The following is a 25,113-nucleotide window of genomic DNA, read 5'->3' as shown; positions in this document are numbered from 1 at the left end:
AAGCAATCGATTCACAAGTCCAATGTGGGAGCGAGCCTGCTCGCGAAGGCGCCAGACCAGCCACATCATCTCTGCATGCCACCCCCGCGACCCCCTCACAACTTCGACACGTCCCCGGTCGCCTCGGCAATCGTCGCCAACGTTTCCTCCATGCTGGCGATGTCTTCTTGCAGCTTTTGAAACACCAGATCCAGCGACTCGGGGGCGTCCACGGTCTGATGGCCACGCAGCGACTCGACGCTAGCGCTCTCCACGTGCTGGAGAATGTCGACACTTTCTCGCAGTGCCAACAGCTGATCGAAGATCACGGCAATCTGCGCCTGGCTGCGGGTGCTCATTATTTCCACCCGAGCCTGGCAATGATTTCACGGCGATACGGCGTGTCGATCTGCGCCGGCACCTGTTCGATATAGTCGCGCGCTTGTTCGTGCGCCGCGCCGCTCAACCCGGCCAGATAAGAAACTGCGTCGTCGACATTCGGCACCAAACCTTCGATGTTCTTGAATCTGCCCGGCAGCGCAGTCCAGATCACCGCATCGAGTTGCCGAGGAATTGCCCATTCAGCAAGCACGCCCATCGCCGAGGGACCGAGGGTGAAGCTGCCGATGCCATCCTCCCTGCCCTCCGGCACGCCTTCTCGAATACGCAGGTGTTCGCGGGCCTGATCGAGATCAGTCACGTCCAGGACCGACCACAGCACTTTGCACGGCGGCGCGTTCGCGCTTATGGCTGTAGTCAACTCGCCAGTGTCACTGACGCGAACGAAGTCGATCGGTACCTGCGGCCCGTCGGCAAACCACTCGCTGGCCAGCGGCAAGCCGTCCGGTTTCCAGATCAGTGAGCCCCATCCCAGACATGCAATGACCATAAATCAGACCCTTCTGAAGAAACGATGAACACAGAAAAGAACAGCCTGCTCAGCCTTTGGTTTTTCGCGGGTCGGCTGCGCGGGGAAAGGTGCGTTCTTCCTGGATCGTCCCGTCTTCTTTATGGATTTTCAGCGAGGCGGTTTTGTCTTGGAGGTAGTCGCTGGCGATTTGGGTGATCTCGGCTTTGGTTGCAGCCGTTTTCGACGCACGCTGCGCGCCCTCTTTGACCAGTTCCCAGCGCTGCTGGTTTTTACTGATGTGGTAGTTATCCATTCCTTCACCTCTGATGTGAATGACGTGACCGTTAAAGGATTGACCTTGAGCGGTTCAGAGAGTTTGAAAGAATTGATCCCGACTCAATACGCGAACTCGTGCCCCAATTCGCTCTCCATCCACGCCAGAAAACGCCTGACCCGTGGGAAGCTGGAATGCGCTTTGGGGAATACCAGATGGTGCGCCGCCACCGCAGCACTCAGTGATTCAGGCGCGACTTCAACCAGCGTGCCCGCGGCCAGATACTTCTGCGCCAGCAATGTGCTTTCCAGAGCGAAACCCAAGCCGTGACTCGCGGCTTCCAGCGACATGTATGAACGATCGAAGCTCAATGCGTAAGGCCGCTCCGGACGCGCCAGGCCATGCTGGGCAAACCATTGCGGCCATTTGAGCAGGGTGGCTTCCGACAGAATCAGATCGCACTCCAGCAGATCCGCCGCGCCGCGCACCGGGCGTTGCGCGAGCAGTTTCGGTGAGGTCAGCACCGCGAACGTCTCATTCCTGACCGTGCGCACCTCATAGCTTGGCCAGTTCGGCAGACCGTGGCGGATATCGACGTCGATCTTGTCGCGACTGAAGTGCAGCGATTCATAGGAGCACGACAGGTTGATCTGAATGTCCGGATGACTGGCGCGAAACGCTTCCAGGCGCGGCATCAGCCAGAGCAGGCCGAAGCTTGGCGATGAGTGCAAGCGCAGGCAATCGAGGCTGACATCGCTGGCCGCACGCTCGGTGGCAACGGCGAGGCTGTGCAGAATCCCGGAGACTTCCTTGAGGTACTGCTCGCCGACCGGCGTCAGCGAGACGCCCCGAGCAGCGCGAACGAATAATTGCCGGCCGATCATCCCTTCCAGTTTCGCCAGTTGATGGCTGACTGCCGAGGGTGTCAGGTCCAGCACTTCTGCTGCCCTGGCGACGTTGCCGAAGCGCGCGGTTTGTTCGAAGGCCTGAATTGCTTTCAGCGGTGGCAGGATGATCGATGCCTCAGTGTCAGAGCGCATGGGGACTCCGTGGTGATTTCTTGTGATGTACGGACTGGTTTCATTCAAGCATTTGCGAAACGGCCTGACGAGTGCTGAATTTTTTTCAGCATTGAGTGACTTCCGCGTTATTGCTCACGCTCGCCCCGGAGGACAAGCTGAGTCATCGGTTACTTACACACCGACCCAATAAAAAAAATTCGAGGGAATCCTCCATGCTTCTTCAAGGCAAAGTCGCAATCATTACCGGTGCCGCATCTGCCCGTGGCATTGGCCGCGCTACCGCCAGCACATTTGCGCAACACGGCGCTCGCGTGGTCATCCTCGATCTGGATGCATCCGCAGCACGTGACGCCGCCGCAGCACTGGGCGAAGGTCATCTGGGCCTGGCGGCCAACGTGGCCGACGAAGCGCAGGTTCAGCAAGCCGTCGCCGCCATCATTGAGCACTTCGGGCGCATCGATATTCTCGTCAACAACGCCGGCATCACCCAGCCACTGAAGACTCTGGATATTCGCCCATCGGACTACGACAAGGTGCTGGACGTCAGCCTGCGCGGCACTTTGCTCATGTCCCAGGCGGTGATTCCGCTGATGCGCCAACAGTCTTCCGGCAGCATCGTCTGCATGTCGTCGGTGTCTGCCCAGCGCGGCGGCGGCATCTTCGGTGGCCCGCATTACAGCGCGGCCAAGGCCGGTGTGCTGGGGCTGGGCAAGGCCATGGCGCGGGAATTGGGGCCGGACAACATCCGCGTCAACTCCATCGCCCCGGGCCTGATTCACACCGACATCACCGGCGGCCTGATGCAGGACGAGCGCCGCCACGCCATCATCGAAGGCATTCCGCTCGGGCGCCTGGGTCAAGCGCAGGACGTCGCCAACGCCGCGCTGTTTCTGGCCAGCGACCTGTCCGCTTATCTGACCGGCATCACCCTCGATGTGAACGGCGGCATGCTGATTCACTGAGTAACTCTGGGCGGGCCTGCGTGGCCCGTGCGGTTCTGGATCGATGATGCAGCCGGGCCTGATGGCCTGGCGGTCAATAAAAACAAGAGATCAGACCATCATGACTACCCTGTCGCTCGAAGCGGTTTCGACCGTGCGTTCTTCTGCCTATCGCAAAACGGCATGGCGGCTGATGCCGTTCCTGATGCTGTGCTACCTGTGCGCCTATCTGGACCGGGTCAACGTCGGTTTCGCCAAACTGCAAATGATGAACGATCTGGCTCTCAGCGAAACGGTCTACGGACTGGGCGCGGGGGTGTTTTTCATCGGCTATTTCCTTTGCGAAGTGCCTAGCAACATCATCCTGCACAAGGTCGGCGCGCGAGTGTGGATTGCGCGGATCATGATCACCTGGGGCATCGTCTCGGCGCTGTTCGCCTTCGTCGAAACCGCCTGGCAGTTCTATGCCCTGCGCTTTCTGCTGGGGATCGCCGAAGCCGGTCTGGCGCCGGGCCTGCTGCTCTACCTGACCTACTGGTTTCCGTCCTATCGGCGGGCGCGCATGACCGTGTTGTGGTTTATCGCCATTCCGCTGTCAGGCATGGTCGGTGGCCCGCTGTCCGGTTGGATCATGAACCACTTTGCCGGCGTGCACGGCTGGGCCGGCTGGCAGTGGATGTTCGTTCTCGAGGCGGTGCCCACCGTGGTCGTCGGCCTGCTGGTGCTGAGTTATCTGAAGGACGGCGTGCATCAGGCGACCTGGCTCAATGACGAGGAAAAAGCGCTGATCACTCGCGAACTGGCCGAAGACGACCAGCAAAAGGTCACCCACGCCTCGATCGGCGAGTTCATCCGCGACCGGCGCTTGTGGCTGCTGGCGGCGATCTACTTCTGTGTGGTCATGGGCCAATATGCGATCACCTTCTGGCTGCCGACACTGGTGCGTAACGCAGGGGTTTCCGACCCGCTGCACATCGGTTTCCTGACCAGCCTGCCCTATCTGTGCGCCATCGCCGCCATGCTCCTGGTCGGCCGCAGTGGCGACAAACACCGCGAGCGCCGCTGGCACCTGATCGTGCCGATGATCGCCGGTGCGATCGGCTTGAGCCTGGCAGCGCTGATGGGCGGCAATCCGACCTTGTCGATCCTCAGCCTGTGCCTGGCCGCCTCCGGCATTCTCTCCGCCACCTCGTTGTTCTGGATGCTGCCCACCACGCTGCTTGGCGGGGTATCTGCGGCCGCCGGCATCGCGGCGGTCAACAGCTTCGCCAACCTCGCCGGGTTTTGCTCGCCCTATCTGATCGGCTGGATCACCACCCTGACCGGTTCCAGCGCCATCGGCATGTACCTGATTACCGGCGTGCTGTTCCTCGGCGCGAGCCTGGTTCTGCGTATTCCTGCCGCTTTGGTCAATCGTTGAGTCAACGGAGTTTCATCATGACGACTAATCTTGCACACGCTGCATCGCTGAGCCTGACCCAGCGCGCGCACAACATTCGCCGCCATGCACTGCGCATGGGCCAGGTTCAGGGCCAGGGCTATGTGGGCCAGGCGCTCGGCGCGGCTGACCTGCTGGCGGTGTCTTACTTTCATGCAATGAACCATCGCCCGACAGATCCCGAATGGGAGCAGCGCGATCGCTTCTATCTCTCCATCGGCCACTACGCCATCGCGCTGTACGCAGCGCTGATCGAAGCCGAGATCATTCCGCTCGACGAGCTGGAAACCTACGGTTCGGATGACAGCCGCCTGCCGATGTCGGGCATGGCCGCGTACACCCCGGGGATGGAAATCACCGGCGGCTCGCTGGGTCAGGGCCTGGGCATCGCGGTCGGTGCCTGCCTGGGCCTCAAGCGCAAAGGCTCGGCCTCGTTCGTCTACAACCTGCTGTCCGATGGCGAACTCAATGAAGGCTCGACCTGGGAAGCGGTGATGTCGGCTTCGCACTGGAAGCTCGACAACCTGATCGCCATCGTCGACGTCAACAACCAACAGGCCGACGGCCATTCCAGCGAGATTCTCTCGTTCGAACCCATCGTCGATCGCTGGCAAGCCTTTGGCTGGTTCACCCAGCGCGTCGACGGCAATGACCTCGACGCCCTGGTCGCTGCATTCGATGCCGCGCGCAATCACCCCGGCGGGCAACCGCGCGTGATCATCTGCGACACGAAAATGGGCAAAGGCGTGCCGTTTCTGGAGAACCGGGAAAAGACCCACTTCATTCGCGTCGAAGAGCACGAATGGGACCTGGCACTGAGCAACCTTGAAGAAGGAAAAGACCAATGAGCAACGCCGCCAATACTGCGCCTTCGACTGCTACTGGCGCGCCGGTGAAAAAGCGCCTGACCACCTCGGCGATGATTGCCTCGATTGCTTCCGAGGGCCAGGCGACTCGCTCGGCACCGTTCGGCCATGCGCTCGCAGCGCTGGCAGACCAGCGCGCGGACATCGTCGGTCTCTCTGCGGACCTGTCCAAGTACACCGACCTGCACATTTTCGCCAAGGCGCATCCGGAGCGTTTCTATCAAATGGGCATGGCCGAACAGTTGCTGATGAGCGCTGCGGCGGGCATGGCGCGTGAGGGTTTCGTGCCCTTCGCCACCACCTACGCGGTGTTCGCATCGCGCCGCGCTTACGACTTCATCTGCATGGCCATCGCCGAGGAAAACCTTAACGTCAAAATCGTCTGCGGTTTGCCCGGCCTCACCACGGGTTACGGGCCGAGCCACCAGGCCACCGATGATCTGGCTATTTTTCGCGCCATGCCCAATCTGATGATTGTCGACCCGTGCGATGCACTGGAAATCGAACAGGCCGTGCCGGCCATCGCCGCTCACCAAGGCCCGGTCTACATGCGTTTGCTGCGCGGCAATGTGCCGTTGGTGCTGGACGAGTACGGTTATAAATTCGAGATCGGCAAGGCCAAGACCCTGCGCACGGGCAACGACGTGCTGATCATCTCCACCGGGCTGATGACCATGCGCTCACTGGAAGCGGCCAAGCAATTGCAGGCCGACGGCATTGATGTGGCTGTGCTGCACGTGCCGACCATCAAGCCGCTGGATGAGCAAACCATTCTCGCCGAAGCGCGTAAATCCGGGCGTCTGGTGGTCACAGCCGAGAACAGCTCGATCATCGGCGGTTTGGGTGAGGCGGTTGCCGGGTTGTTGTTGCGCAATGGCGTGACGCCCACCTTCAGACAGATCGCGTTGCCCGACGCGTTCCTTGACGCCGGCGCCCTGCCGACGCTGCATGATCGCTACGGCATTTCGACGCCGGCCGTTTGCGCGCAGATCAAAGCCTGGCTGTAACTCCACCGTGAGCGGCGCCTCCATCCGAGGCGCTCGTTCATTCGCAACCAGGAGGCAGAACGTGAAAGCACATGAACTGCTGGATCCCGACTTCAAAAGCTTTTTAACCCCCGGCGCAGAAGCCTGGACGTTGTCATCGCTGCCCGCGATCAGGGAGCGTGTTCACGCGACATTCAAATCCCGAGAACAAGCGCGCGGTGAAAGCCTATGGATAAAGTCCCACGACGGTGAGGATTTGCGCCTGTGTCTTTACCGGCCCGCCGCCGCAGCAGCGGACGGTAATTTTGCGGTGATCCTGTACATCCACGGTGGAGGTTTCGTCCTCGGTTGCCCCGAAATGGCCGATGACTATCTGGCTGAGCTCGCCGAAGAACTTCAAGCGATCATCGTCGCCGTCGATTACCGTCTCGCGCCAGAGCACCCCTTTCCTATTCCCCTGGAAGATTGCTACACCGCCCTTGGCTGGGTTTTCGCCCACCGGCAAACGCTCAACATCGACGCCGACAAAGTAATCGTCATGGGCCACAGTGCCGGCGCCGGGCTGGCAGCAGCGCTGGCAATTGTGGCGCGGGATCGCGGCGAATATCCCATCGCCAGTCAGGTGCTGGTTTATCCGATGCTCGATCACCGTTCGGGCAGCGCAGCCTCGCCTCAGCAGAACAGCACGACCGGCGTGATTGGCTGGCCAGCGCAAGCCAACCAGTTCTGTTGGGAGTGCCTGCGCGCTGACCAAGCGCTGGATGATCTGCAAATCGGCTGGTTTTCGCCGGCCCTGCAAGACGATCTGCGTGACTTGCCACCGACGTTTCTGGCCGTCGGCGCGCTGGATCTGTTTCTGGAAGAGGACGTTGCATTTGCCCTGCGCCTGTCCCGCGCCGGGGTTGCCGTCGAACTGCATGTCTACCCTGGGGCGCCACATATGTTCGATCAGTGCCCCGGCAGCGTTAGCGATCAGTCTGCGCAGGATATCGTCCGATCACTTCGGCGATCGATAGCTAGCGCATTAACTGCTGAGGGATAGAAAGAACAGCTGAAACGGTACAACGGGATTTCTTATACAAAGCCTTCCTCCCCTTCTACGCTTTTTGATTAATACCTTCGCAGACAGGCAACTGCGGAGGGCAGCCTGCGCTTTGAGAATTTCAATATCGCTTAGCCATCACCCTCGGCGATTCCGCCCGGACCTTTTCCAGCACCCCTTTGGATAATGTCGAAAACGACACATTTTGTTGCACCCAAAAACCGCTTGGATCCAACGTCCCGACAAACGGTAACGACCTGAATAGAGCAGATTTTCAAATAGATAAACGTGGGCAAATGGCCCATCCATACGCTCGTCAAAAATCAGGCAGCCCCATCCGACACTCCCTATCTATGGTTTTAAAACCATCCGTGGACGTCCGCCCCACCCATTTACAGGGAGTAGTAATGGACAACATCGTCATTGCCGACAAAGCCAATTCTCAGCTCACTGCCCAGAACTGGGGCAATGTTCAGCTCAGTCAGCCTTCAGTTGTACAAATGCCGGTTAGGCCCGATCAATTGGCGTCGACCAGTCGCAGCGGTCAGGACTTGATCGTCAATCTGAAGTCTGGCGAGCAAATCAAAATCTCCAATTTCTTTGTCACCAGCCCTGACGGCGTGCCCAATGACATTGTCTTTCAGGGTGACGACGCGACGCTGTGGCAGGCGCGCTACAGCGCCGAGCCGTTCAATGGCTTTACCTTTGACGAAATCAATTCGCTGGACGAGCTGATCGCTGGCGTCGGAGTGGTGGATGGTGCGACGCCGGCCTGGGCGATTGCCGGGCTTGGCCTGTTGGGCGCGGGTGGTGCGGCAGCCGCTGCCGGCGGAAGTGGGGGCGGCGGAGGTGGTGGTGGCGGTGCAGACGCGACGCCTCCCGCGCCCGCGACCGGATTAACCTTGTCGGCCGATGGCCGGGTGCTGAGTGGTTTTGGCGAAGCTGGCAGTGTCGTTCAGGTACGCGATGCAGCCGGCAACCTTTTGGGTTCCGGTACCGTTGGCGCCGATGGCAGTTTCCAGGTCGACCTGGGTACGCCACAGAACAATGGCCAGCCGCTCGACGTCACGCTCACCGACCCTGCGGGCAACGTTTCGACACCGGGTACGGTCACTGCGCCGGATACCACCGCGCCCACCGCGCCAGGCAATCTCAGCGTGAGCGCCGATGGCACGCAACTCGGCGGCACCGGTGAAGTCGGCTCGACCATCCAGGTGCGCGCCGCCGATGGCAGCCTGCTCGGCAGCGCCGTGGTTGCAGCCGATGGCACCTTCAGCGTCGCCCTCAGCCCCGCGCAAACCGGCGGTCAGCCGCTGACAGTGAATGCCACCGATGCCGCAGGCAACACCTCGACCGGCGCAACGGTCAGCGCGCCGGAGATCGTCGAACCGACGACGCCAGGCAATCTTGGTTTGAGCAGCGACGGCAGCCAACTGACCGGCACCGCCCGGGCCGGCACCACGATCGAAGTCCGTGCCGCCAACGGCGAATTGCTCGGGCGCGCGGCGGTGGCCGCTGACGGTACTTTCCTGCTGACGCTGGTTCGCGCGCAGGCCAACGGTGAAACCTTCAGTGTCGTGGCAGTCAACAGCGCCGGTGCGCAATCGCCGACCGTGACCTTCAATGCACCGGACATCACCGGCCCCGCCGCTGCAACGGATCTGGCGGTGAGCAGCGATGGCCTCTCGGTCACCGGCCGTGGCGAACCCGGCAGCACAGTCAGCGTCACCAATGCGCAAGGCACGCTGCTGGGGACAGCTCTGGTCGCCGCCGATGGCTCGTTCACTGTGCAACTCAATGCCGCGCAAATCGATGGTGAGGCGCTGAGCGTGCTGGTCACCGACGCCGCCGGCAACCCTTCGCCAGCAGCGACCGTTATCGCTATCGATCTCGATGGCCTGACTCAACCGAGCGACATCGCGGTCAGCATCGATGGCACGCAGTTGAGTGGACGCGGCCAGGTCGGTTCGACCGTGACGGTGCGCGACGCCAACGGCAATGTGCTCGGTTCGGCCGTGGTGGCCGCGGACGGCACGTTCAGCCTGCAACTGAGCAGTCCGCAGAACAATGGCGAAACACTGCAGATCAGTGCCAGCGACGCCGCTGGCAACACTTCCGCACCACTGAACTACGTGACGCCTGACACCCAAGGGCCGACGGCCGTCTCCGATCTTGCGCTCGACGCTCAGGGGCAGACGCTCACCGGTAAGGGTGAGTTGGGTGCGTCAGTCACCGTGCGCGATCCGGCCGGCAATATCATCGGCACCGGCACGGTGGGTGCCGATGGCAATTTTACCGTTCCACTTTCCACACCACAGACCGATGCGCAACAGCTGCAAGTGATCCAGACCGACGCAGATGGCAATCCATCGGCGCCGGTCAACGTGATCGCACCCGATCTGACCACACCGGTAGCCGTGACCGATGTGAGCATTTCCGCCAATGGCGCCGTAGTCTCAGGCGCGGGTCAGATCGGCGCCACCGTTACTGTCACTGACACCAACGGGACCGTGCTGGGAACAGCTATCGTCGGCAGCAACGGCCGTTTCGAAGTCACCTTGTCCTCACCACAAACCAATGGCCAGAACCTCAGCGTCGTGCAGACCGATGGCTCGCCGTCGGGCTCGCCGGCAGTTCCAGTTGAAGCGCCGGATATCCAGGCCCCAACGGCTCCTTCGGATCTGACGCTGAATGCAGGTGGCACTGAACTGAGTGGCACCGGCGAACCCGGTGCCACGGTGTCAGTCAAGGATTCGGCCGGCAATGTGTTGGGCACCGCGATCGTCGACGGCAGCGGCGCCTTTACAGTGCCGCTGAACAGCCCGCAGATCGAAGGCCAGCAACTGCAAGTCAGCCAATCGGATGGCGTGAACGTTTCCCCCAGCACACCATTGACGGCGACGGACACCACCGCGCCGCTGGCGCCGGACAATGTCGTTCTCGCCAGTAACGGCGTGACCTTGACCGGCACTGGGCAAGCGGGCAGCACCGTAACCGTCAGCGCGCCCGACGGCACGGTGCTCGGCTCTACGGTGGTCGCCGGCGACGGCAGTTTCAGCGTCAACCTGAGCCCGGCTCAGCTCGACGGTCAGGTGCTGAACGTGATCCAGACCGATGCGAGCGCCCTGCCCTCGCCAGCCACGCCGGTCACCGCACCGGACATCACCGCCCCGCCTGCACCGACCGGGCTGGTCGTCGATCCTTCAGGGGCCACGGTGACCGGCACCACGCAGCCCAATAACACGGTGCAGGTGCTGGATGCCGGCGGCAACGTCATCGGCACCGCAACCGCTGACGGCACGGGCGCCTTCACGGTCGACCTCGATACGGCGCAGACCAATGGCGAAGCCTTGCAAGTCGTGGTGTCGGACGGCGCCAATGATTCGCTTCCCGGCAGCGTTGCCGCGCCGGACAGCACGCCGCCGGCGCCGGTCAGCGATCTCGCGCTCAACCCCGCCGGCACGCAAGTGTCGGGACTTGCCGAACCGGGCACCACGGTCACCGTCAGCATTGCCGGCGGTGGCGCTGTGCTGGGCACCGCGACGGCCGATGCGGATGGCCGCTTTGTCGTGACCCTCAGCCCACCGGCCGAGCCTGGCGGCAATCTGGAAGTCATCAGCACGGATGGCGGCGGCAATGATTCGCCCGTCGTGCCGCTGGCAGGACTGGACGGTAGCCAGGTCGCGACCCCGACCGATCTGGCCTTGAGTGCCGATGGTTTCACCCTGACTGGCGCCGGTACGCCCGGTTGCACCGTGACGGTGAACAGCAGCAGCGGCGCTGTGCTCGGCTCCGGGCTGATCAACAGCTTCGGCCGCTTCACCCTGTTGCTCAGCAGCAAACAGATCAACGCGCAAGTCCTCCAGGTGACGGCCACCAGTCCCGACGGTGACGTGTCGATTCCGGGCACGGTGACGGCGGTCGATGGCACGGCGCCGGACGCGGTGACCAATCTGGCGCTGAATACCAACGGCACGACACTCACTGGACGCGGAGAGGCCGGGGCGACGGTCACTGTCACCGACGCCACAGGTATCGTGCTCGGTACTGCGCTGGTGGCCAGCAACGGCACGTTCAGCCTGACGCTGACGCCGGCACAACTTAATGGCCAGGCGCTTACCGCGATCCAGAGCGATGCCGCCGGCAACCTGTCGCAACCCGCCGGCATCATCGCTACCGATCTGCAACCGCCAGCTGCCGCGACTGGCGTTACGATCAATGACGTCGGCACCGTGGTCAAAGGCCAGGGCGAAGCCGGCAGCACCGTGACCGTGCGCGATGCCGCCGGCAATGTTCTGGCCACCGGCGTGGTCGATCAGAGCGGCAACTTCCAGGTCACCCTGCCCAACGCGCAGAACACCGGCGAAACCCTGCAGGTCACTCTGACCGACGCCAACGGCAACGCCTCGATTTCCACTGGCGTGGTCACCGTCGACGGCACCCCGCCGGCCGCCGTGCAGAATCCGCTGATCAGCGCCGATGGCAGCACCCTCAGCGGCACGGGTGAGGCTGGCGCAACCGTCAATGTCACCACCGCCAACGGCACCTTGCTCGGCAGTGCCGTGGTTGGCGCGGACGGTTCGTTCAGCGTGACCCTGGCGCCAGCGCCGACCAACGGCGAGGCGTTGGCGATCAACCAGACCGACCCTGCTGGCAATGTCTCGCCGTCGACCAGCGTCAATGCGCCCGACATCAGCCCGCCGGCGGCACTGACCCAGGTTGCGGTGAATGCTGACGGTGTCACCGTCACCGGCCACGGCGAGCCGGGCGCCACGGTGTCTGTGCGCAGCGCCGATGGCACCCTGCTCGGCACCGCACAGGTCGGCAGTGGCGGCGCGTTCACTGTCACGCTGAACGCAGCACAACTGAATGCTGAGGTGCTGACCGTTACTCAGGAGGATCCGCCGGGCAATGTGTCGACGGCGGTTGAAGTCACCGCCGTGGATTTGACTGCGCCGGCGATTCCGAGCGCATTGACCCTCAACGCTGCCGGCGTGCAACTGTCGGGTAACGCCGAGGCCGGCACCACGGTGACCGTGCGTGACAGCCAGGGCAACCTCCTCGGCACCACCACGGCGGCCGCGAACGGCACCTTCCAACTCACTCTCAACAGCCCGCAGACCAACGGCCAGTCGCTGAACGTGACGGCCACCGATGCGGCAGGCAATCCGTCAGCCCCGGCAATCGTCAATGCGGTCGATAGCACGGCGCCGTTGTTGGCGAGCGATCTGGCGGTGAGCGCCAGTGGTGCCACCCTGACCGGCATTGGTGAGGTCGGCGCCAGCGTGGAAGTTCGCGATGCCGGAGGTGTTTTGCTGGGTACTGCGACCGTTGCCAGCAATGGCAATTTCAGCGTCACGTTGTCCCCGGCGGCGGTGGCTGGATCGAATCTTTCCGTGGTGCAGATCGATGCAGCCGGCAACACCGGACCGGCGGCGCCGGTGACCGCGCCGGGCAATCTGGCGGAAAGTGCACCGACCAACCTGGCCCTCAGCGTCGACGGTCTGACCTTGACCGGCTCGGCCACCGCCGGCAGCACCGTGAGCATTCGCAATGCCTCGGGCGTGTTGCTCGGCAGCGCGCTGGTGGCGGCCAATGGCACTTTCAGCGTCACCCTCAACGCCGCGCAACTCAACGGCGAACAGCTGTCTGCCGTGGCAACCTCGAGCACCGGTATCAATTCGTCACCGACCGACTACACCGCTGCCGATATCGCCGCGCCAACGCCGCTCAGCGAACTGAGTCTGGCACCGAACGGCACGGCCCTGACCGGGCGCGGTGAAGCCGGCGCCACCGTGACCGTGCTCGGCACCGGCGGAACGGTTCTCGGCAGCGCGGTGGTGGCGGCCAACGGCACCTTCAGCGTCACCCTCAGCCCGGCACAGACCTCTGGCCAGACTTTGAGCCTGAGCCAGGCCGACACCGCCGGCAACGAATCCAACAGCGTCAACCTGATCGCCCCGGACCTGCTCGCGCCCAATGCGCCGGCGGCGCTGGTGGCAAGTGCTGACGGCACCCTGCTATCGGGTACCGGTGAGGCCGGCACCACGGTCAACGTGTACAACGCCGCCGGAGCGCTGGTCGGCACCGGCACCGTGAGCATCGACGGCACGTTTGCGATTACCCTGACCACGCCGCAAGCCAATGGCCAGGCGCTGACCGTGTCGCTGACGGATGCGGCGGGCAACACCTCGGCAGCCACGCCGTTCACTTCGGTCGACAGCACACCGCCAGCGGCCGTTTCGCAACTGAGCATCGGCGGCGACGGCGCAAGCCTGACCGGGCGCGGCGAACCCGGCGCGCAGGTGCGCGTCATCGACAGCGACGGCGACGTGCTTGGCACCGCCGTGGTCAGCGCGACCGGTACCTTCACCCTGCCACTGAACCCGGCGTTGACCAACGCCGAAGTGATCACCGTGGTCCAGGCCGACGCAGCGGGCAACGACTCGCCGGCAGTGAACCTGACCACACCGGACTTCACCCCGCCTGATCCACTGGACAACGTCGACATCAACTCGTCCGGCGCGCTGGTCATCGGTACTGGCGAACCCGGCGCGACCGTGACCGTGCGCGATGCCAATGGCACCTTGCTCGGCACCAGCGTGGTACTCGGCGACGGCACCTTCAGCGTCACCCTCAATCCGCCGCAGATCAACGAACAGATCCTCAGCGTGCAGCAGGCTGATCCACCCGGCAACGTCAGCGCCCCGGTGACGGTCACCGCCCCGGATCTGACCCCGCCAGCGACGCCGGCCGATCTGCAACTGAATGCCGATGGCGGTCTTCTCACCGGTACCGGCGAAGTCGGCGCCACTGTCCGTGTGACGTCGGCCGATGGCACCGAACTGGGCACCGGCACCGTGGGTAGCGATGGTCGTTTCCAGATCACCGTGACCCCGGTGCAGACCAATGGCCAAGCGCTGTTCGTGGTGTTGGCGGATGCAGCCGGCAATGCCTCGCCTGCCGGCACCCTGACGGCGCCTGACAGCACGCCTCCTGCCGCACTGACCGATGTCGAGATCGACGCCAGCGGCAGCCTCATCACCGGCTCCGGTGCGGCTGGCTCGCAGGTAGTCGTCACCAACGCGGTGGGCACCATCGTCGGCACCGGCACCGTCGCGGCCGATGGCAGTTTCAGCGTCACCCTCGACCAGCCTCTGCTCAACGGTGAAGCCTTGTCGGTGATCCAGCGCGATGCCACGGGTAATCCTTCGCCGATCGTGCCCGTCACTGCGCCGGACATCACCCTGCCCGCTGCGCCCACCGACCTCGTTCTCACGCCTGATGGCCTGACACTGACCGGTACCGGTGAAGCCGGCGCCACGGTGCGTGTACTCAGCGCGACTGGCACTGTGTTGGGCTCGGCAACCGTGGCCGGCAATGGCTCGTTCAGCGTGACCCTCAACCCGCCGCAAGTGAACGGCGAACTGTTGAGCGTCAATCAGACTGATCCGGCTTCAAACATTTCACCCACAGCACCTTTGCAATCGGGCGACAGTACTGATCCACTGGAAGTGGCCGATCTCAACGTCAGCCAGGACGGCTTGACCGTCACCGGTACTGGCGAGCCCGGCGCAACCGTCACCGTGCTTGACGGCGCGGTGGTGCTCGGCACGGCGACGGTGGCCACAGACGGCAGTTTCAGCGTCACGTTGTCGGCTGCGCAACTCGATGGCCGCGCGCTTTCGGTCATACAGGCCGACGCACAAAACAACGAGTCCCAGCCCGTTCTGGTCGACGCGCCGGACAGCACTGCACCGATCGCACCAACGGTGACATCGCTGACCGGCGCCGGCACCTTGCTCGCCGGGACCGCCGAAGCCGGCAGCACCGTGACAGTGCTGTCCGCCACCGGCACCGTGCTCGGCACAGCGGTGGCATTGGGCGACGGCACCTATACAGTCACGCTGAATCCGGCTCAGGCCAATGGTCAGTTGTTGTCAGTGATCGCGACGGACGAGGCGCAAAACGCATCGCCAGAGCTGCTCTACCCGGCGGCAGATACCACGGCTCCGGATGCCGTCACCGGTCTGACCATCAGCGGCGATCTGAGCCAGCTCGCCGGTCGTGGCGAAGCCGGCGCGAGTGTCGAAGTAACCGATGCGCTAGGCAATATCGTCGGCACCGGCACAGTGGCCGCCAACGGCACGTTCCTGATCGATCTGGACCCCGGCATCACCGCCGGCCAGGTGCTGACAGTGAATCAAACAGACGTCGCGACTAACGTGTCCGCAGACGCCGACCTGACTGTTCCGGCAGTGCCAGCCCCGGCTGCGCCGGACAATCTTGTGCTGACAGCCGACGGCGTGACGCTGACCGGCACGGCGGCGATCGGCACCACCATCAATGTCTACGCGCCGGACAACAGCCTGATCGGCACCGGCGTCACTGGCCCGGATGGCACGTTCAGCGTGGTGCTGACGCCTGCGCAAACCAACGGCCAAAGCCTCGAAGTCACCGCCAACACTGCGTTGGGTGGCGCCTCGCTGCCGACTGAAATCACCGCAGGCGACACCTCGGCGCCGGCGCCACTCAGCGATCTGGCGGTCAATGCCAGCGGCACACTGGTCACCGGTCGCGGCGAAGTCGGCGCGTCGGTGACCATCACCGGCGCTGGCGGCGTGGTGTTGGGCAATGCGACGGTTGGCGCCAATGGCACCTTCAGCGCGCAGCTCAATACCCCGCAGGTCAACGGTCAGGTGCTCAATGCGACACAGACCGATGCGTCCAATAACACCTCATCCGGGCTTAACGTAACGGCGCCCGATATCACTCCCCCGGCCGCTCCGACGGCGCTGGTCCTTAGCGGTGCCGGTCTGGTCCTCGGCGGGCTCGGTGAAGCCGGCGCCACCGTTACCGTTCGCGGTGTCGGCGGCACGGTGCTGGGCACGGCGACGGTGGCGGGCAATGGCTCGTTCTCGGTGACCTTGTCCTCCGCCCAACTCAATGGCCAGCAACTGAGCGTCACGCAAAGCGATGCGGCGGGCAACGTTTCGCCGGTTACCAATCTCAGCGTCGCCGATACCACCGCGCCGGCGCCGCTGAGCAATGTCAGCCTGAACGGCACCGGGCTGGCGGTCAGCGGCACGGGTGAAGCCGGCGCGACCGTCAGCGTGACCAACGCAGCCGGTACCGTCCTCGGCACCGCCGTGGTCAATGCTGGGGGCACCTTCACCGTGCAACTGTCCAGCGCGCAACTGAACGGCCAACAGCTCAACGTCCAACAGGCCGACCCGACGGGCAATCTGTCGCAGGTCTTCAATCTGACGGCCCCTGACGTGCAGGCGCCGATTGCAGCCAGCGGTCTGACGCTCGCTGCCAACGGTCTGACTTTGAGCGGTACGGGCGAAGCCGGTGCAACGGTCAACGTCTACGGCCCGGGCGGCGCGCTGATTGGCACTACCACCGTGGGCAGTGGCGGCACGTTCAGCTTCAACCTGAACACCGCGCAACTCGACGGGCAGCTGTTGACCGTGCGTCTGGTCGACCCGGCCGGCAATCTGTCGCCCAACGCCAGCCTGACAGCGCCGGACATTACCGCGCCCGGCGCGCCGACCGGCGTCAGCGTCAATGGCAGCGGCACCGTGCTCACTGGCGTCGGTGTGCCCGGTTCGACCATCAGCGTACGCGGCGTCGGCGGTGTGGTGCTCGGCACCGCGACCGTTGCCGCCAACGGCAGCTTTTCGGTAGTACTGGCATCGGCGCAGATCAACAGCCAGGTGCTCAGCGTCACCCAGGCCGATCCGAGCGGCAACGTATCGGCTGCGGCGAACGCGACGGCGCCAGACCTGACGCCTCCAGCGGCGGCCACCGCGCTGCTGGTCGGCGCCGACGGCCTGACCGTCACCGGTACCGGCGAAGCCGGCGCAACCGTGACCATCAAGTCGGCCAGCGGCACCGTCCTGGGCACCGCTACGGTCAACAACCTCGGCGTGTTTACCGTCACCCTGAGCAGTGCGCAGATCAACGGCGAAAACCTCACCGTCAATCTCAGCGACGCTCGCGGCAACGTTTCGGTGGCCGCCAACGTCATTGCGCCGGACGTCGACGTCAACGCGCCAGTGATCGCCAGCGATAACCTCACCGTTGGCACCGTCACCCTGGCTCCGGTCACCGCCTCGCAGACCTTCAACGACTCGTTCACCACGCTGCTGGCCGGATTCTCGAAAACCTTCACCTTCACCGTCGCCGGCGGCACGCGTCTTGATCCGACCCTGACGCTGACCACCAGCAGTCTGATTTCGCTGATCGATGGCGTGGTCTATACCCTGCAAGTCAAGGATGCCAGCGGTAACTGGGTGACTCTGGATGTCAACGGCAGCGGCGGTCTGCTCGACCTGATCGCGCTCGCCGGCCAGGGCGTGCGGGTCGACATCGGTAACCTGCTGTCAGGCGATTATCGACTGACGGTTTCGAGTACAGGCATCGGCGTGCTGACCACGGTCAATACCCAGCTGCAACTGGATGTCAGCAGCCTGACCCAGTTCAACGGCATTGCCGGGCCAGCGGTGACCGGCAACGTCATCACCAACGTCGGCGTCGATGGCACGGCCGATCAGACCGGCCCGGACAACGGCGCGCAATTGCAGATCTTCAAGAACGGCGCCTGGGTCAGCGCTGGGGCCGGCACCACGGTGCAAGGGTTGTACGGCACGCTGACCATCGACGCTAACGGCAACTACAGCTACAAACCGAACGGCAGTGTCGGCAGCGTCGGCAAAGTCGACGTGTTCAACTACCAACTGGTGCACCCGAACGGTTTGAGCGACACCGCCAATCTGTACGTGCGCATCGACAGCCCGCAAGCCAGCGAAGTGTGGAACGATGCCAACCTTGGCAGCCCGGCGCTGGTGGTGGATGCCACGCCAGACGTCGCCTCGACTGACGTCACCCTGATCAACCGCGAAGTCACCACCAACTCTGCCCTCGGCACCTTCAATGTGCTGCTGGGCGGCGGCAGCGGTAACTACAACACCGTGGTCGCGGCCGATACCGTCAGTGACCTGACCGTGGTGGTCAACTCGAGCAACCTGCTGGCGCTGCTCGGTTCGATGACGGTGGGCCTGTACAAGCTCAACACCGCCACCAATCAGTACGTGCTGGTCAAGAGCTACGGCGGCAACGCCCTGGTCAATCTCGGCGGCGGCAACTACGGGATCAAGTTCGACGACCAGACCGCCGGCAGTTATCAGGTGCGGGTGGCAGTGGGCGGCCTCGGCCTGCTGACCAGCGTCAACACCAGCCTGATCAACGTCGCGACCTACAACAATCAGTTCGTGGTCGGCAGCTACACACCGGTATCGGGCAACCTGCTCACCGACACCGCTGGCGGCGGCGCCGATGTGTTGGGCTCGGTCTACACCTTGCTCAGCGTGCTGGTCGCCGGCAGTTACGTTGCGCCGGGTTACAACGGCGTCTCGCTGGTCGGTAACTACGGCACCCTGGTGGTCCAAGCCAACGGCAACTACACCTACACGCTCAAGGCCGGGCTGACCGATGCGGTGATCGGCCAGGAAGACACCTTCACCTACCAACTCACCCACCCCAACGGCACGGTAGACACCGCGACGCTGACCATCGACCTGAACAAGGCCGGCGCATTTGCCAGCACCGCTTTCTCGGCCCTCGCCAGTGATGACCTCGGTCTCGCCCATGCCACTGGAAGTGACTTGATCCAGGGCACCGAGGGCAACGACATCCTCGACGGCTCGCACGGTGGCGCCGTGACCCTGCAAGGTGGCGGTGGCGACGACACGCTGATCATCGCCGATCAGCAGTTCACCTCGGTGGACGGCGGCAGCGGCACCGACACCCTGCTCTGGGCCGGTGGCGATGTGTCGATCAACCTCGGCGATCTGCAGAGCAAGATCCACAACGTCGAAATCCTCGACCTCAACCATTCCAGTGCGGTTGCGCTGACATTGAATCTCGGCGATCTGCTGGCGATTACCTCTTCGGACAACAACACCCTGCTGATCAAGGGTGACGAAAAGGACAGCGTGCACATGACCGATGGCTGGGTCGCCGATGGCACGCAACAGGCCGACGGCATCGACTATGTTCAATACACGGCACAGGAGGATCCGAGCCACCACTTGTGGGTACAGAACGGCATTCAAGTGGTTTGAAACAAGACATCAAACGTCGGTCTCTCAACAGTAAGGGAAGTCTGTGGAGTCAGTTTTTCGCCAGAAATGGCCGGTGGTCCTGTTGACCATCGGCCTCTACCCCGCTTTCACCGTCGGCGTTCGCGCCGACGACAACCTCGACAGCAGCTTGCGCAGCATCAGCCCGTCGCAACTGCAACAACCTGCAGGCAATGACAATCGTCAGCGCCCTGCCCCTGCTTCAAAAACGGCCGCCAACGCAGATACGTTGGGGCTGGAACAAGCGGTCAGGCTGGCCGTGGACTGGCACCCACGCATCGGCGAGGCCATCGGCACCCTGTTCCAGCAAGGCGAAGGGGTCAACGTCGCCGAGTCCGGTTATTACCCGCAGGTCACCGGCGGCATCAAGGGTGGCTACACCAGCGGTTACGGCAGCGATGCCGGCAGCCAGTCGGTGAACATTTCCCTCAAACAGATGCTGTATGACTTCGGCAAGGTTTCCAGTTCGGTCGACGCCGCCCGCGCCCGGGTGGCGCGCAGTCAGGCGGGGATTCTGCTGGCAATCGACGACATCGCCCGCGACACCGCCAGGGCCTACATCGAAGTGCAGCGTTATCAGCGTCTGCTCGAGGTTGCGCGCGAGCAGATTCAGGGCATCGGCGGCATCGTCGACCTGGCCAAACAGCGCAGCGACATGGGCGCCAGCACCCGCTCCGATATGGTTCAGGCGCAGTCCCGGGCCGAAGGCGCGACGGCGACATTGCAGGAATTCAAGGCGCAATACGCGCGCTGGCAAGCGACCCTGACCAGTCTGCTCGGACGGCGCACGCCGCCGGCGGTCAGCGACGCCGCCGCGCCTACGCTAACCCAGGCCTGCGACGCCTCGCAGATCTCCGACACCCTGCCCGCCGTCCTCCAGGCCGCCGCGCAACGCACTCAGGCCCAGGCCGAGCTGGCCCAGGCCAAAGCCGAGGCCTACCCGACCCTGTCGCTGCAACCGTCGGTCAACCAATATCTGGACGACCATTACGACGATCAGAACTCGCGCGCCGATCGCACTCAGGTCGGGATCTTCCTCAACCTCGAAGTGCCGATCTATCAGGGCGGTGCGATCAGTGCGCGCAGCCGCGCCGCCGGGCATGCGCTGACCGCAGCGGACTCGGCCGAAGACTTCGCCCGTCTGCAAGCGCGCCAGGGTCTGGCCGAAGCCCAGGCGCAAACCTCGGGTCTGAACCGGCGGCTGCGCTCGCTGGAATTTCGCCAGACCAGCATCACCGAGGCACGCATGTTGTATGGCCGCCAGTACCTGGAGCTGGGCACGCGGCCGCTGCTGGACTTGCTCAACGCCGAGCAGGAAATCCATCAGTCGCGCTTCGATCTGGTCAACACCCAGGCCGAGCTGCAACGTCTGCAGATCGACTGCTTCTACAACAGCGGTGCGATTCGCCGGGTCTTCGGCATCGACCACAGCGCCATCCAGAATGTCGAGATCCTGCCATGACCGATGTCAGCATCACTGTCCCCGAACCCGCCGCTGCCGAAGCTCGCGAAGATTATTCGCCATGGCTGGAAGCGGTGCTCAAGGTCGCCCGCCACTATCGCCTCGACGTCTCGCCGGAAAGCGTGCGCCTGGCCTCGGTGCACAGCGAAGGCCGCGTCGAAGAAGTGGTTCGGCACATGGCGCGGCAGGCCGGTTTAAGCGTGAAATTCGCGGCATTCGACAACAAGAGCCTGAGCCGCTGGCGCACGCCGCTGGTGGTGCAACTGCGCGATGGTCAGGTCGGCGTGCTCGAAAGCATCGGCGAAACCGGCGAGCTGGGCATCTGCTTCAGTGGCGACCAGGGTTTGCAGAGCCGCATGGACGCCACCGCGCTCGCCGAGCAAGCCCTGCGCACGGTGATTCTGCGTCCGACGCAACCGGTGGCGGACGTGCGCACCAACGATTACATCAAGCCCTACGACGAGCACTGGTTCCGGCGCATCGTCCTCACCGATCTGCGGCCCTACAGCCAAGTGATGATCGCCTCGCTGGTGGCCAACCTGCTGGGCATGGCCGGGGTACTGTTTTCCATGCAGGTGTACGACCGGGTGATTCCGGCCGAGTCGCTGCCGACCCTGTACGTGTTGTTCGGCGGGGTGATGCTGGCGCTGCTGTTCGATTTCGTCATGCGCATCCTGCGTCTGCGCATCACCGATGTGCTGGGCAAACGCGCCGACTTGCGCGTCTCCGATCTGGTCTTTGGCCACGCTTTGCGTCTGCGAAATTCGGCGCGGCCGAAATCCACCGGTTCGTTCATATCGCAGTTGCGCGAGCTGGAGCAGATCCGCGACCTGATCACCTCCAGCACTGCCACGGCACTGGCGGACATGCCGTTTTTCCTGCTGTTCCTGCTGGTGTTCTATTTGATCGGCGGGCCACTGGTTTTGATTCCACTGGTGGCGTTGGTGTTCATGTTGCTCCCCGGGATCATCGCGCAACCGCGTCTGGCGCGACTCGCCAATGCGTCGATGCGTGAAGCGGCGCTGCGCAACGCCATGCTGGTGGAAAGTATTCAGGGCCTCGACGACATCAAGGCGCTGCAGGCCGAGCAGCGTTTCCAGCAACAGTGGAATCAGTACAACGCCGCCTCGGCGGACAGCAGCCTGCGCCTGCGCACCTTGACCAACAGCCTGGTGGCGTGGACGCAGAACGTACAGGGCGGAGTGTTCGCGGTGGTCATTGTGTTCGGCGCGCCGATGGTGATTGCCGGCGACCTGACCACCGGCAGTCTGGTCGCCGCGTCGATTCTGTCGTCGCGGATGATGGGGCCGATGGCGCAACTAACCCACGTGCTCACGCGATGGCAGCAGGCCAAGGTCGCGCTCGAAGGCTTGAACCGGATCATGCAGATGCCGGTGGATCATCCCGAAGGCAGTCAGCGCGTGCACTTGCCGGCGATTCGCGGCGACTACCGCATGCGTCAGGCCAGTTTTCGTTACAGCGAGGAATCGTCCCCGGCGCTCAACAACATCGACCTGAGCATCCGGCCCGGCGAGCGCATCGCTCTGCTCGGCCGCAACGGCGCCGGCAAGTCGACGTTGCTGCAAGCACTGGGCGGCGCGATGGATCTGAGCAGCGGTGAAACCACTCTGGACGGCATCGCCCTGGCACATCTGGATCCGGCCGACCTGCGCCGCGATGTCGGCCTGCTCTCGCAACAGGCGCGACTGTTTCACGGCACCTTGCGCGACAACATCACCCTCGGCGCCGGTCAGGCCAGCGATCAGGAAATCATCGCCGCGCTGACCGTTACCGGTGCCCTGGACTTTGTTCGGCAGCTGCCCAAAGGCATGGATCATTTAGTGCTTGAAGGTGGCTTGGGCCTGTCGGGCGGTCAGCGTCAGAGCCTGTTGCTGTCACGCTTGTTGATCCGTCAGCCACAAGTGCTGTTGCTCGACGAACCGACGGCGGCGCTGGATGACGTCACCGAGCGGCTGCTGTTGGAAAAACTCGCGACCTGGACCCAGGGCCGAACGCTGGTGGTCGCCACGCACCGGGTCAGTGTGTTGCAACTGGTCGAGCGGATCATCGTCCTCGACAACGGCCGCATCGTCATTGACGACCATCGCGACGCGGCACTCGCGCGGCTGCGCGCACCGGGCAAAGGAGTGGCGGTATGAAGCCGATGATGACCGACGTGCCGGATCCGATGTCCTACCTCGATGGCCGCGATGAGCGCGCACTTGCCGGTGGCGCAAAGGTGATCTGGGGGTGCGCGCTGATGCTCGCCTGCTTCATTGCCTGGGCGGCTTGGTTCGAGATCGTCGAAGTCTCGACCGGCACCGGCAAAGTGGTGCCCAGCTCGCGCGAGCAAGTCATTCAGTCGATGGAGGGCGGCATTCTCGAGCAGCTCAATGTCAGCGAAGGCGCTTTGGTCGAGCGCGGGCAGATCCTCGCGCAACTGGACCCAGTGAAGAACCAGTCCAACGTCGGCGAAAGCGCGGCCAAGTACCGCGCGGCGCTGGCCAGCGTCAACCGCTTGCAGGCCGAGGTCAGCGAAAAGCCGCTGACCTTTGACGCCTCGCTGCAAGAGTTTCCTGATCTGATCCGCGCCGAAACCGAGCTCTACCAGACCCGGCGCAAAGGTCTGGCGGAAACCCTCGACGGCATTCAGAGCTCGCTGAAACTGGTACGTAGCGAACTGGCGATCACCGAGAATCTGGCGAAGATCGGCGCCTCGAGTCGGGTCGAAGTGCTGCGCCTGACCCGTCAGCGTTCGGAGCTGGAATTGAAAGCCACCGAAGCCCGCTCCGATTACATGGTCCGCGCCCGCGAAGACCTGGCTAAAGCCAACGCCGAGGCGCAAATGCTCGAAGCGGTGATCCGTGGGCGCACCGATTCACTGTCGCGCCTGACCCTGCGCTCGCCGGTGCGCGGCATCGTCAAGGACATCGAGGTCAGCACGATTGGCGGCGTCATTGCGCCCAACGGCCAGGTCATGCAGATCGTACCGCTCGATGAGCAACTGCTGATCGAGACGCGCATCTCGCCGCGCGACATCGCCTTCATTCACCCAGGCCAGGCGGCGAAAGTGAAAATCACCGCCTATGACTATTCGATCTACGGCAGCCTCGACGGCGAGGTGGTGACGATCTCGCCGGACACCATCCAGGACGAAGCCAAGCCGGAGATCTTCTACTACCGCGTGTTCATCCGTACCGCTTCGGATGAACTGCGCAACAAGGCCGGCAAACGCTTCGCCATCGTGCCCGGGATGATCGCCACGGTGGACATCCGCACCGGCGAAAAAACCGTGCTCGACTACCTGATCAAACCACTCAACCGCGCCCGCGAAGCGTTGCGCGAACGCTGATCAGCGGCTGGCCAGTTTGGTCGCTGGTGGCGCTGTGGGGGTGATGCTGGCCTGATAGCGCGACCACTCGCGATTGATCTCCGCGTACGGCAAAAAGATGCTTACGCGCGGTTGATCGAGCAAGTCCTTGCGCTTGAGGCGGCTGACATCATCGCGGGTGAGAAACGCCACGTTGATGCCAACCACTTTGCCATCGGCAGAAAACACCGGCCCGCCGGACATGCCTTTGGCCAGCGCGCCATTGTGGGTGCCGTAAAGCACATTGCCCTCTTTGACGTCGAGGCGAACCATCGCCGGCAACGCCTGGCCGGTGCCCTTGACCGACATGTACAGCGAATTGAAGCCCACCGAAGTCAGCTCTTCGCCCGGCTTGTAGCCGCGCCACGCCGGCACGCTATTGGCCTTGTGGCGGAAGAACTGTACGTCTGCCTGCCCTTGGAAAACCGTGCCCGACAAGTAAGGAATGTGCTTCACCGTCACGGCGAAGTCTTCGTTCCATTGCACAGCCGACCCCATCAGCACGTAAGGCAAAGGTGCGCCGGAGTGGACGACAAAGGCTTGGTCTAAAACAGGATCCTGAACATAAGCGACTGGCATTCCATTGCACCCGCTGAGCAGCAACGACGCTGCAACAAGTGACTTGAGGGGGCGCATTTTCGGTACATCTTGAAGTGAGGAAAGGTGCTGCAATATGTCATTGCGCCATCACTTTTAGCAATAGGCTCAGCCTACCGCTTGTCGGCGTGCGATATAGT

At 63.4% G+C, this 25,113-nt stretch carries 14 protein-coding genes; 9 read left to right on the top strand and 5 right to left on the bottom strand.

The genetic code is table 11. The annotated features are described in order from the left end of the window. Positions 1-95: 95 nt before the first annotated feature. From F8N49_RS05320 to F8N49_RS05305, 4 genes are all read right to left on the bottom strand, one after another. Complete coding sequence (locus F8N49_RS05320) at positions 96-338, bottom strand: hypothetical protein (RefSeq protein ID WP_071172000.1); 243 nt, start codon at positions 336-338, stop codon at positions 96-98. Continuing rightward, positions 338-868 (bottom strand): hypothetical protein, encoded by a 531-nt coding sequence (locus tag F8N49_RS05315; protein WP_151550954.1) that lies wholly within the window; start codon positions 866-868, stop codon positions 338-340. Before F8N49_RS05315 ends, F8N49_RS05320 begins: the two co-directional genes overlap by 1 nt. Before the next feature lie 49 nt (positions 869-917). After that, a complete protein-coding gene (locus tag F8N49_RS05310) occupies positions 918-1,142 on the bottom strand; it encodes a DUF2188 domain-containing protein (RefSeq protein ID WP_039758787.1) in 225 nt (74 codons plus the stop codon). Positions 1,143-1,225: 83 nt separating this feature from the next. Continuing rightward, the gene (locus tag F8N49_RS05305; protein ID WP_024012668.1) at positions 1,226-2,143 is read right to left on the bottom strand and encodes a LysR substrate-binding domain-containing protein; all 918 of its coding nucleotides are present in this window, start codon (positions 2,141-2,143) and stop codon (positions 1,226-1,228) included. Positions 2,144-2,337: 194 nt separating this feature from the next. Between F8N49_RS05305 and F8N49_RS05300 the strand changes: the two genes are divergently transcribed. From F8N49_RS05300 to F8N49_RS05260, 9 genes are all read left to right on the top strand, one after another. Further along, positions 2,338-3,087, top strand: a complete 750-nt coding sequence (locus tag F8N49_RS05300) for an SDR family NAD(P)-dependent oxidoreductase (RefSeq protein WP_024012667.1) — start codon at positions 2,338-2,340, stop codon at positions 3,085-3,087. A gap of 100 nt (positions 3,088-3,187) precedes the next feature. Continuing rightward, the gene (locus tag F8N49_RS05295) at positions 3,188-4,486 is read left to right on the top strand and encodes an MFS transporter (RefSeq protein WP_073474915.1); all 1,299 of its coding nucleotides are present in this window, start codon (positions 3,188-3,190) and stop codon (positions 4,484-4,486) included. A gap of 17 nt (positions 4,487-4,503) precedes the next feature. Further along, positions 4,504-5,352: a transketolase gene (locus F8N49_RS05290; protein ID WP_122750734.1), complete on the top strand. Its 849-nt coding sequence runs from the start codon at positions 4,504-4,506 to the stop codon at positions 5,350-5,352. After that, positions 5,349-6,377 carry a transketolase family protein gene (locus F8N49_RS05285; protein WP_071171997.1) on the top strand — a complete coding sequence of 343 codons (1,029 nt, stop codon included), beginning with the start codon at positions 5,349-5,351 and terminating at the stop codon, positions 6,375-6,377. Before F8N49_RS05290 ends, F8N49_RS05285 begins: the two co-directional genes overlap by 4 nt. A gap of 61 nt (positions 6,378-6,438) precedes the next feature. Then, positions 6,439-7,398 carry an alpha/beta hydrolase gene (locus F8N49_RS05280; protein ID WP_151550953.1) on the top strand — a complete coding sequence of 320 codons (960 nt, stop codon included), beginning with the start codon at positions 6,439-6,441 and terminating at the stop codon, positions 7,396-7,398. 407 nt (positions 7,399-7,805) lie between these two features. Further along, positions 7,806-19,526 (top strand): BapA/Bap/LapF family large adhesin, encoded by an 11,721-nt coding sequence (locus tag F8N49_RS05275; protein ID WP_122750732.1) that lies wholly within the window; start codon positions 7,806-7,808, stop codon positions 19,524-19,526. Positions 19,527-19,599: 73 nt separating this feature from the next. After that, positions 19,600-21,006, top strand: a complete 1,407-nt coding sequence (locus tag F8N49_RS05270) for a TolC family outer membrane protein (RefSeq protein WP_256675402.1) — start codon at positions 19,600-19,602, stop codon at positions 21,004-21,006. Then, the gene (locus tag F8N49_RS05265; protein WP_151550952.1) at positions 21,003-23,165 is read left to right on the top strand and encodes a type I secretion system permease/ATPase; all 2,163 of its coding nucleotides are present in this window, start codon (positions 21,003-21,005) and stop codon (positions 23,163-23,165) included. The genes F8N49_RS05270 and F8N49_RS05265 overlap by 4 nt, the downstream gene beginning before the upstream one ends. A 5-nt stretch (positions 23,166-23,170) precedes the next feature. Then, positions 23,171-24,358, top strand: coding sequence for an HlyD family type I secretion periplasmic adaptor subunit (locus F8N49_RS05260; RefSeq protein WP_370593533.1), 1,188 nt, complete (start codon positions 23,171-23,173; stop codon positions 24,356-24,358). Here the strand turns inward: F8N49_RS05260 and F8N49_RS05255 are convergent, their stop codons facing one another. After that, positions 24,359-24,862 carry a trypsin-like peptidase domain-containing protein gene (locus F8N49_RS05255; RefSeq protein ID WP_151550951.1) on the bottom strand — a complete coding sequence of 168 codons (504 nt, stop codon included), beginning with the start codon at positions 24,860-24,862 and terminating at the stop codon, positions 24,359-24,361. Positions 24,863-25,113 lie beyond the last annotated feature (251 nt).

It is taken from the genome of Pseudomonas sp. GXM4, assembly GCF_008923895.1.
Lineage (GTDB): Bacteria > Pseudomonadota > Gammaproteobacteria > Pseudomonadales > Pseudomonadaceae > Aquipseudomonas > Aquipseudomonas atacamensis.
Note: the sequence above shows the minus strand (reverse complement) of the source record. Positions and strands in the feature narration are given on the sequence as shown.

What these genes read in the sequence shown, in the direction of transcription:
- F8N49_RS05320 (WP_071172000.1), bottom strand. Translation starts at nt 338, where the DNA reads ATGAGCACCCGCAGCCAGGCGCAGATTGCCGTGATCTTCGATCAGCTG.
- F8N49_RS05315 (WP_151550954.1), bottom strand. Translation starts at nt 868, where the DNA reads ATGGTCATTGCATGTCTGGGATGGGGCTCACTGATCTGGAAACCGGAC.
- F8N49_RS05310 (WP_039758787.1), bottom strand. Translation starts at nt 1,142, where the DNA reads ATGGATAACTACCACATCAGTAAAAACCAGCAGCGCTGGGAACTGGTC.
- F8N49_RS05305 (WP_024012668.1), bottom strand. Translation starts at nt 2,143, where the DNA reads ATGCGCTCTGACACTGAGGCATCGATCATCCTGCCACCGCTGAAAGCA.
- F8N49_RS05300 (WP_024012667.1), top strand. Translation starts at nt 2,338, where the DNA reads ATGCTTCTTCAAGGCAAAGTCGCAATCATTACCGGTGCCGCATCTGCC.
- F8N49_RS05295 (WP_073474915.1), top strand. Translation starts at nt 3,188, where the DNA reads ATGACTACCCTGTCGCTCGAAGCGGTTTCGACCGTGCGTTCTTCTGCC.
- F8N49_RS05290 (WP_122750734.1), top strand. Translation starts at nt 4,504, where the DNA reads ATGACGACTAATCTTGCACACGCTGCATCGCTGAGCCTGACCCAGCGC.
- F8N49_RS05285 (WP_071171997.1), top strand. Translation starts at nt 5,349, where the DNA reads ATGAGCAACGCCGCCAATACTGCGCCTTCGACTGCTACTGGCGCGCCG.
- F8N49_RS05275 (WP_122750732.1), top strand. Translation starts at nt 7,806, where the DNA reads ATGGACAACATCGTCATTGCCGACAAAGCCAATTCTCAGCTCACTGCC.
- F8N49_RS05265 (WP_151550952.1), top strand. Translation starts at nt 21,003, where the DNA reads ATGACCGATGTCAGCATCACTGTCCCCGAACCCGCCGCTGCCGAAGCT.
- F8N49_RS05260 (WP_370593533.1), top strand. Translation starts at nt 23,171, where the DNA reads ATGATGACCGACGTGCCGGATCCGATGTCCTACCTCGATGGCCGCGAT.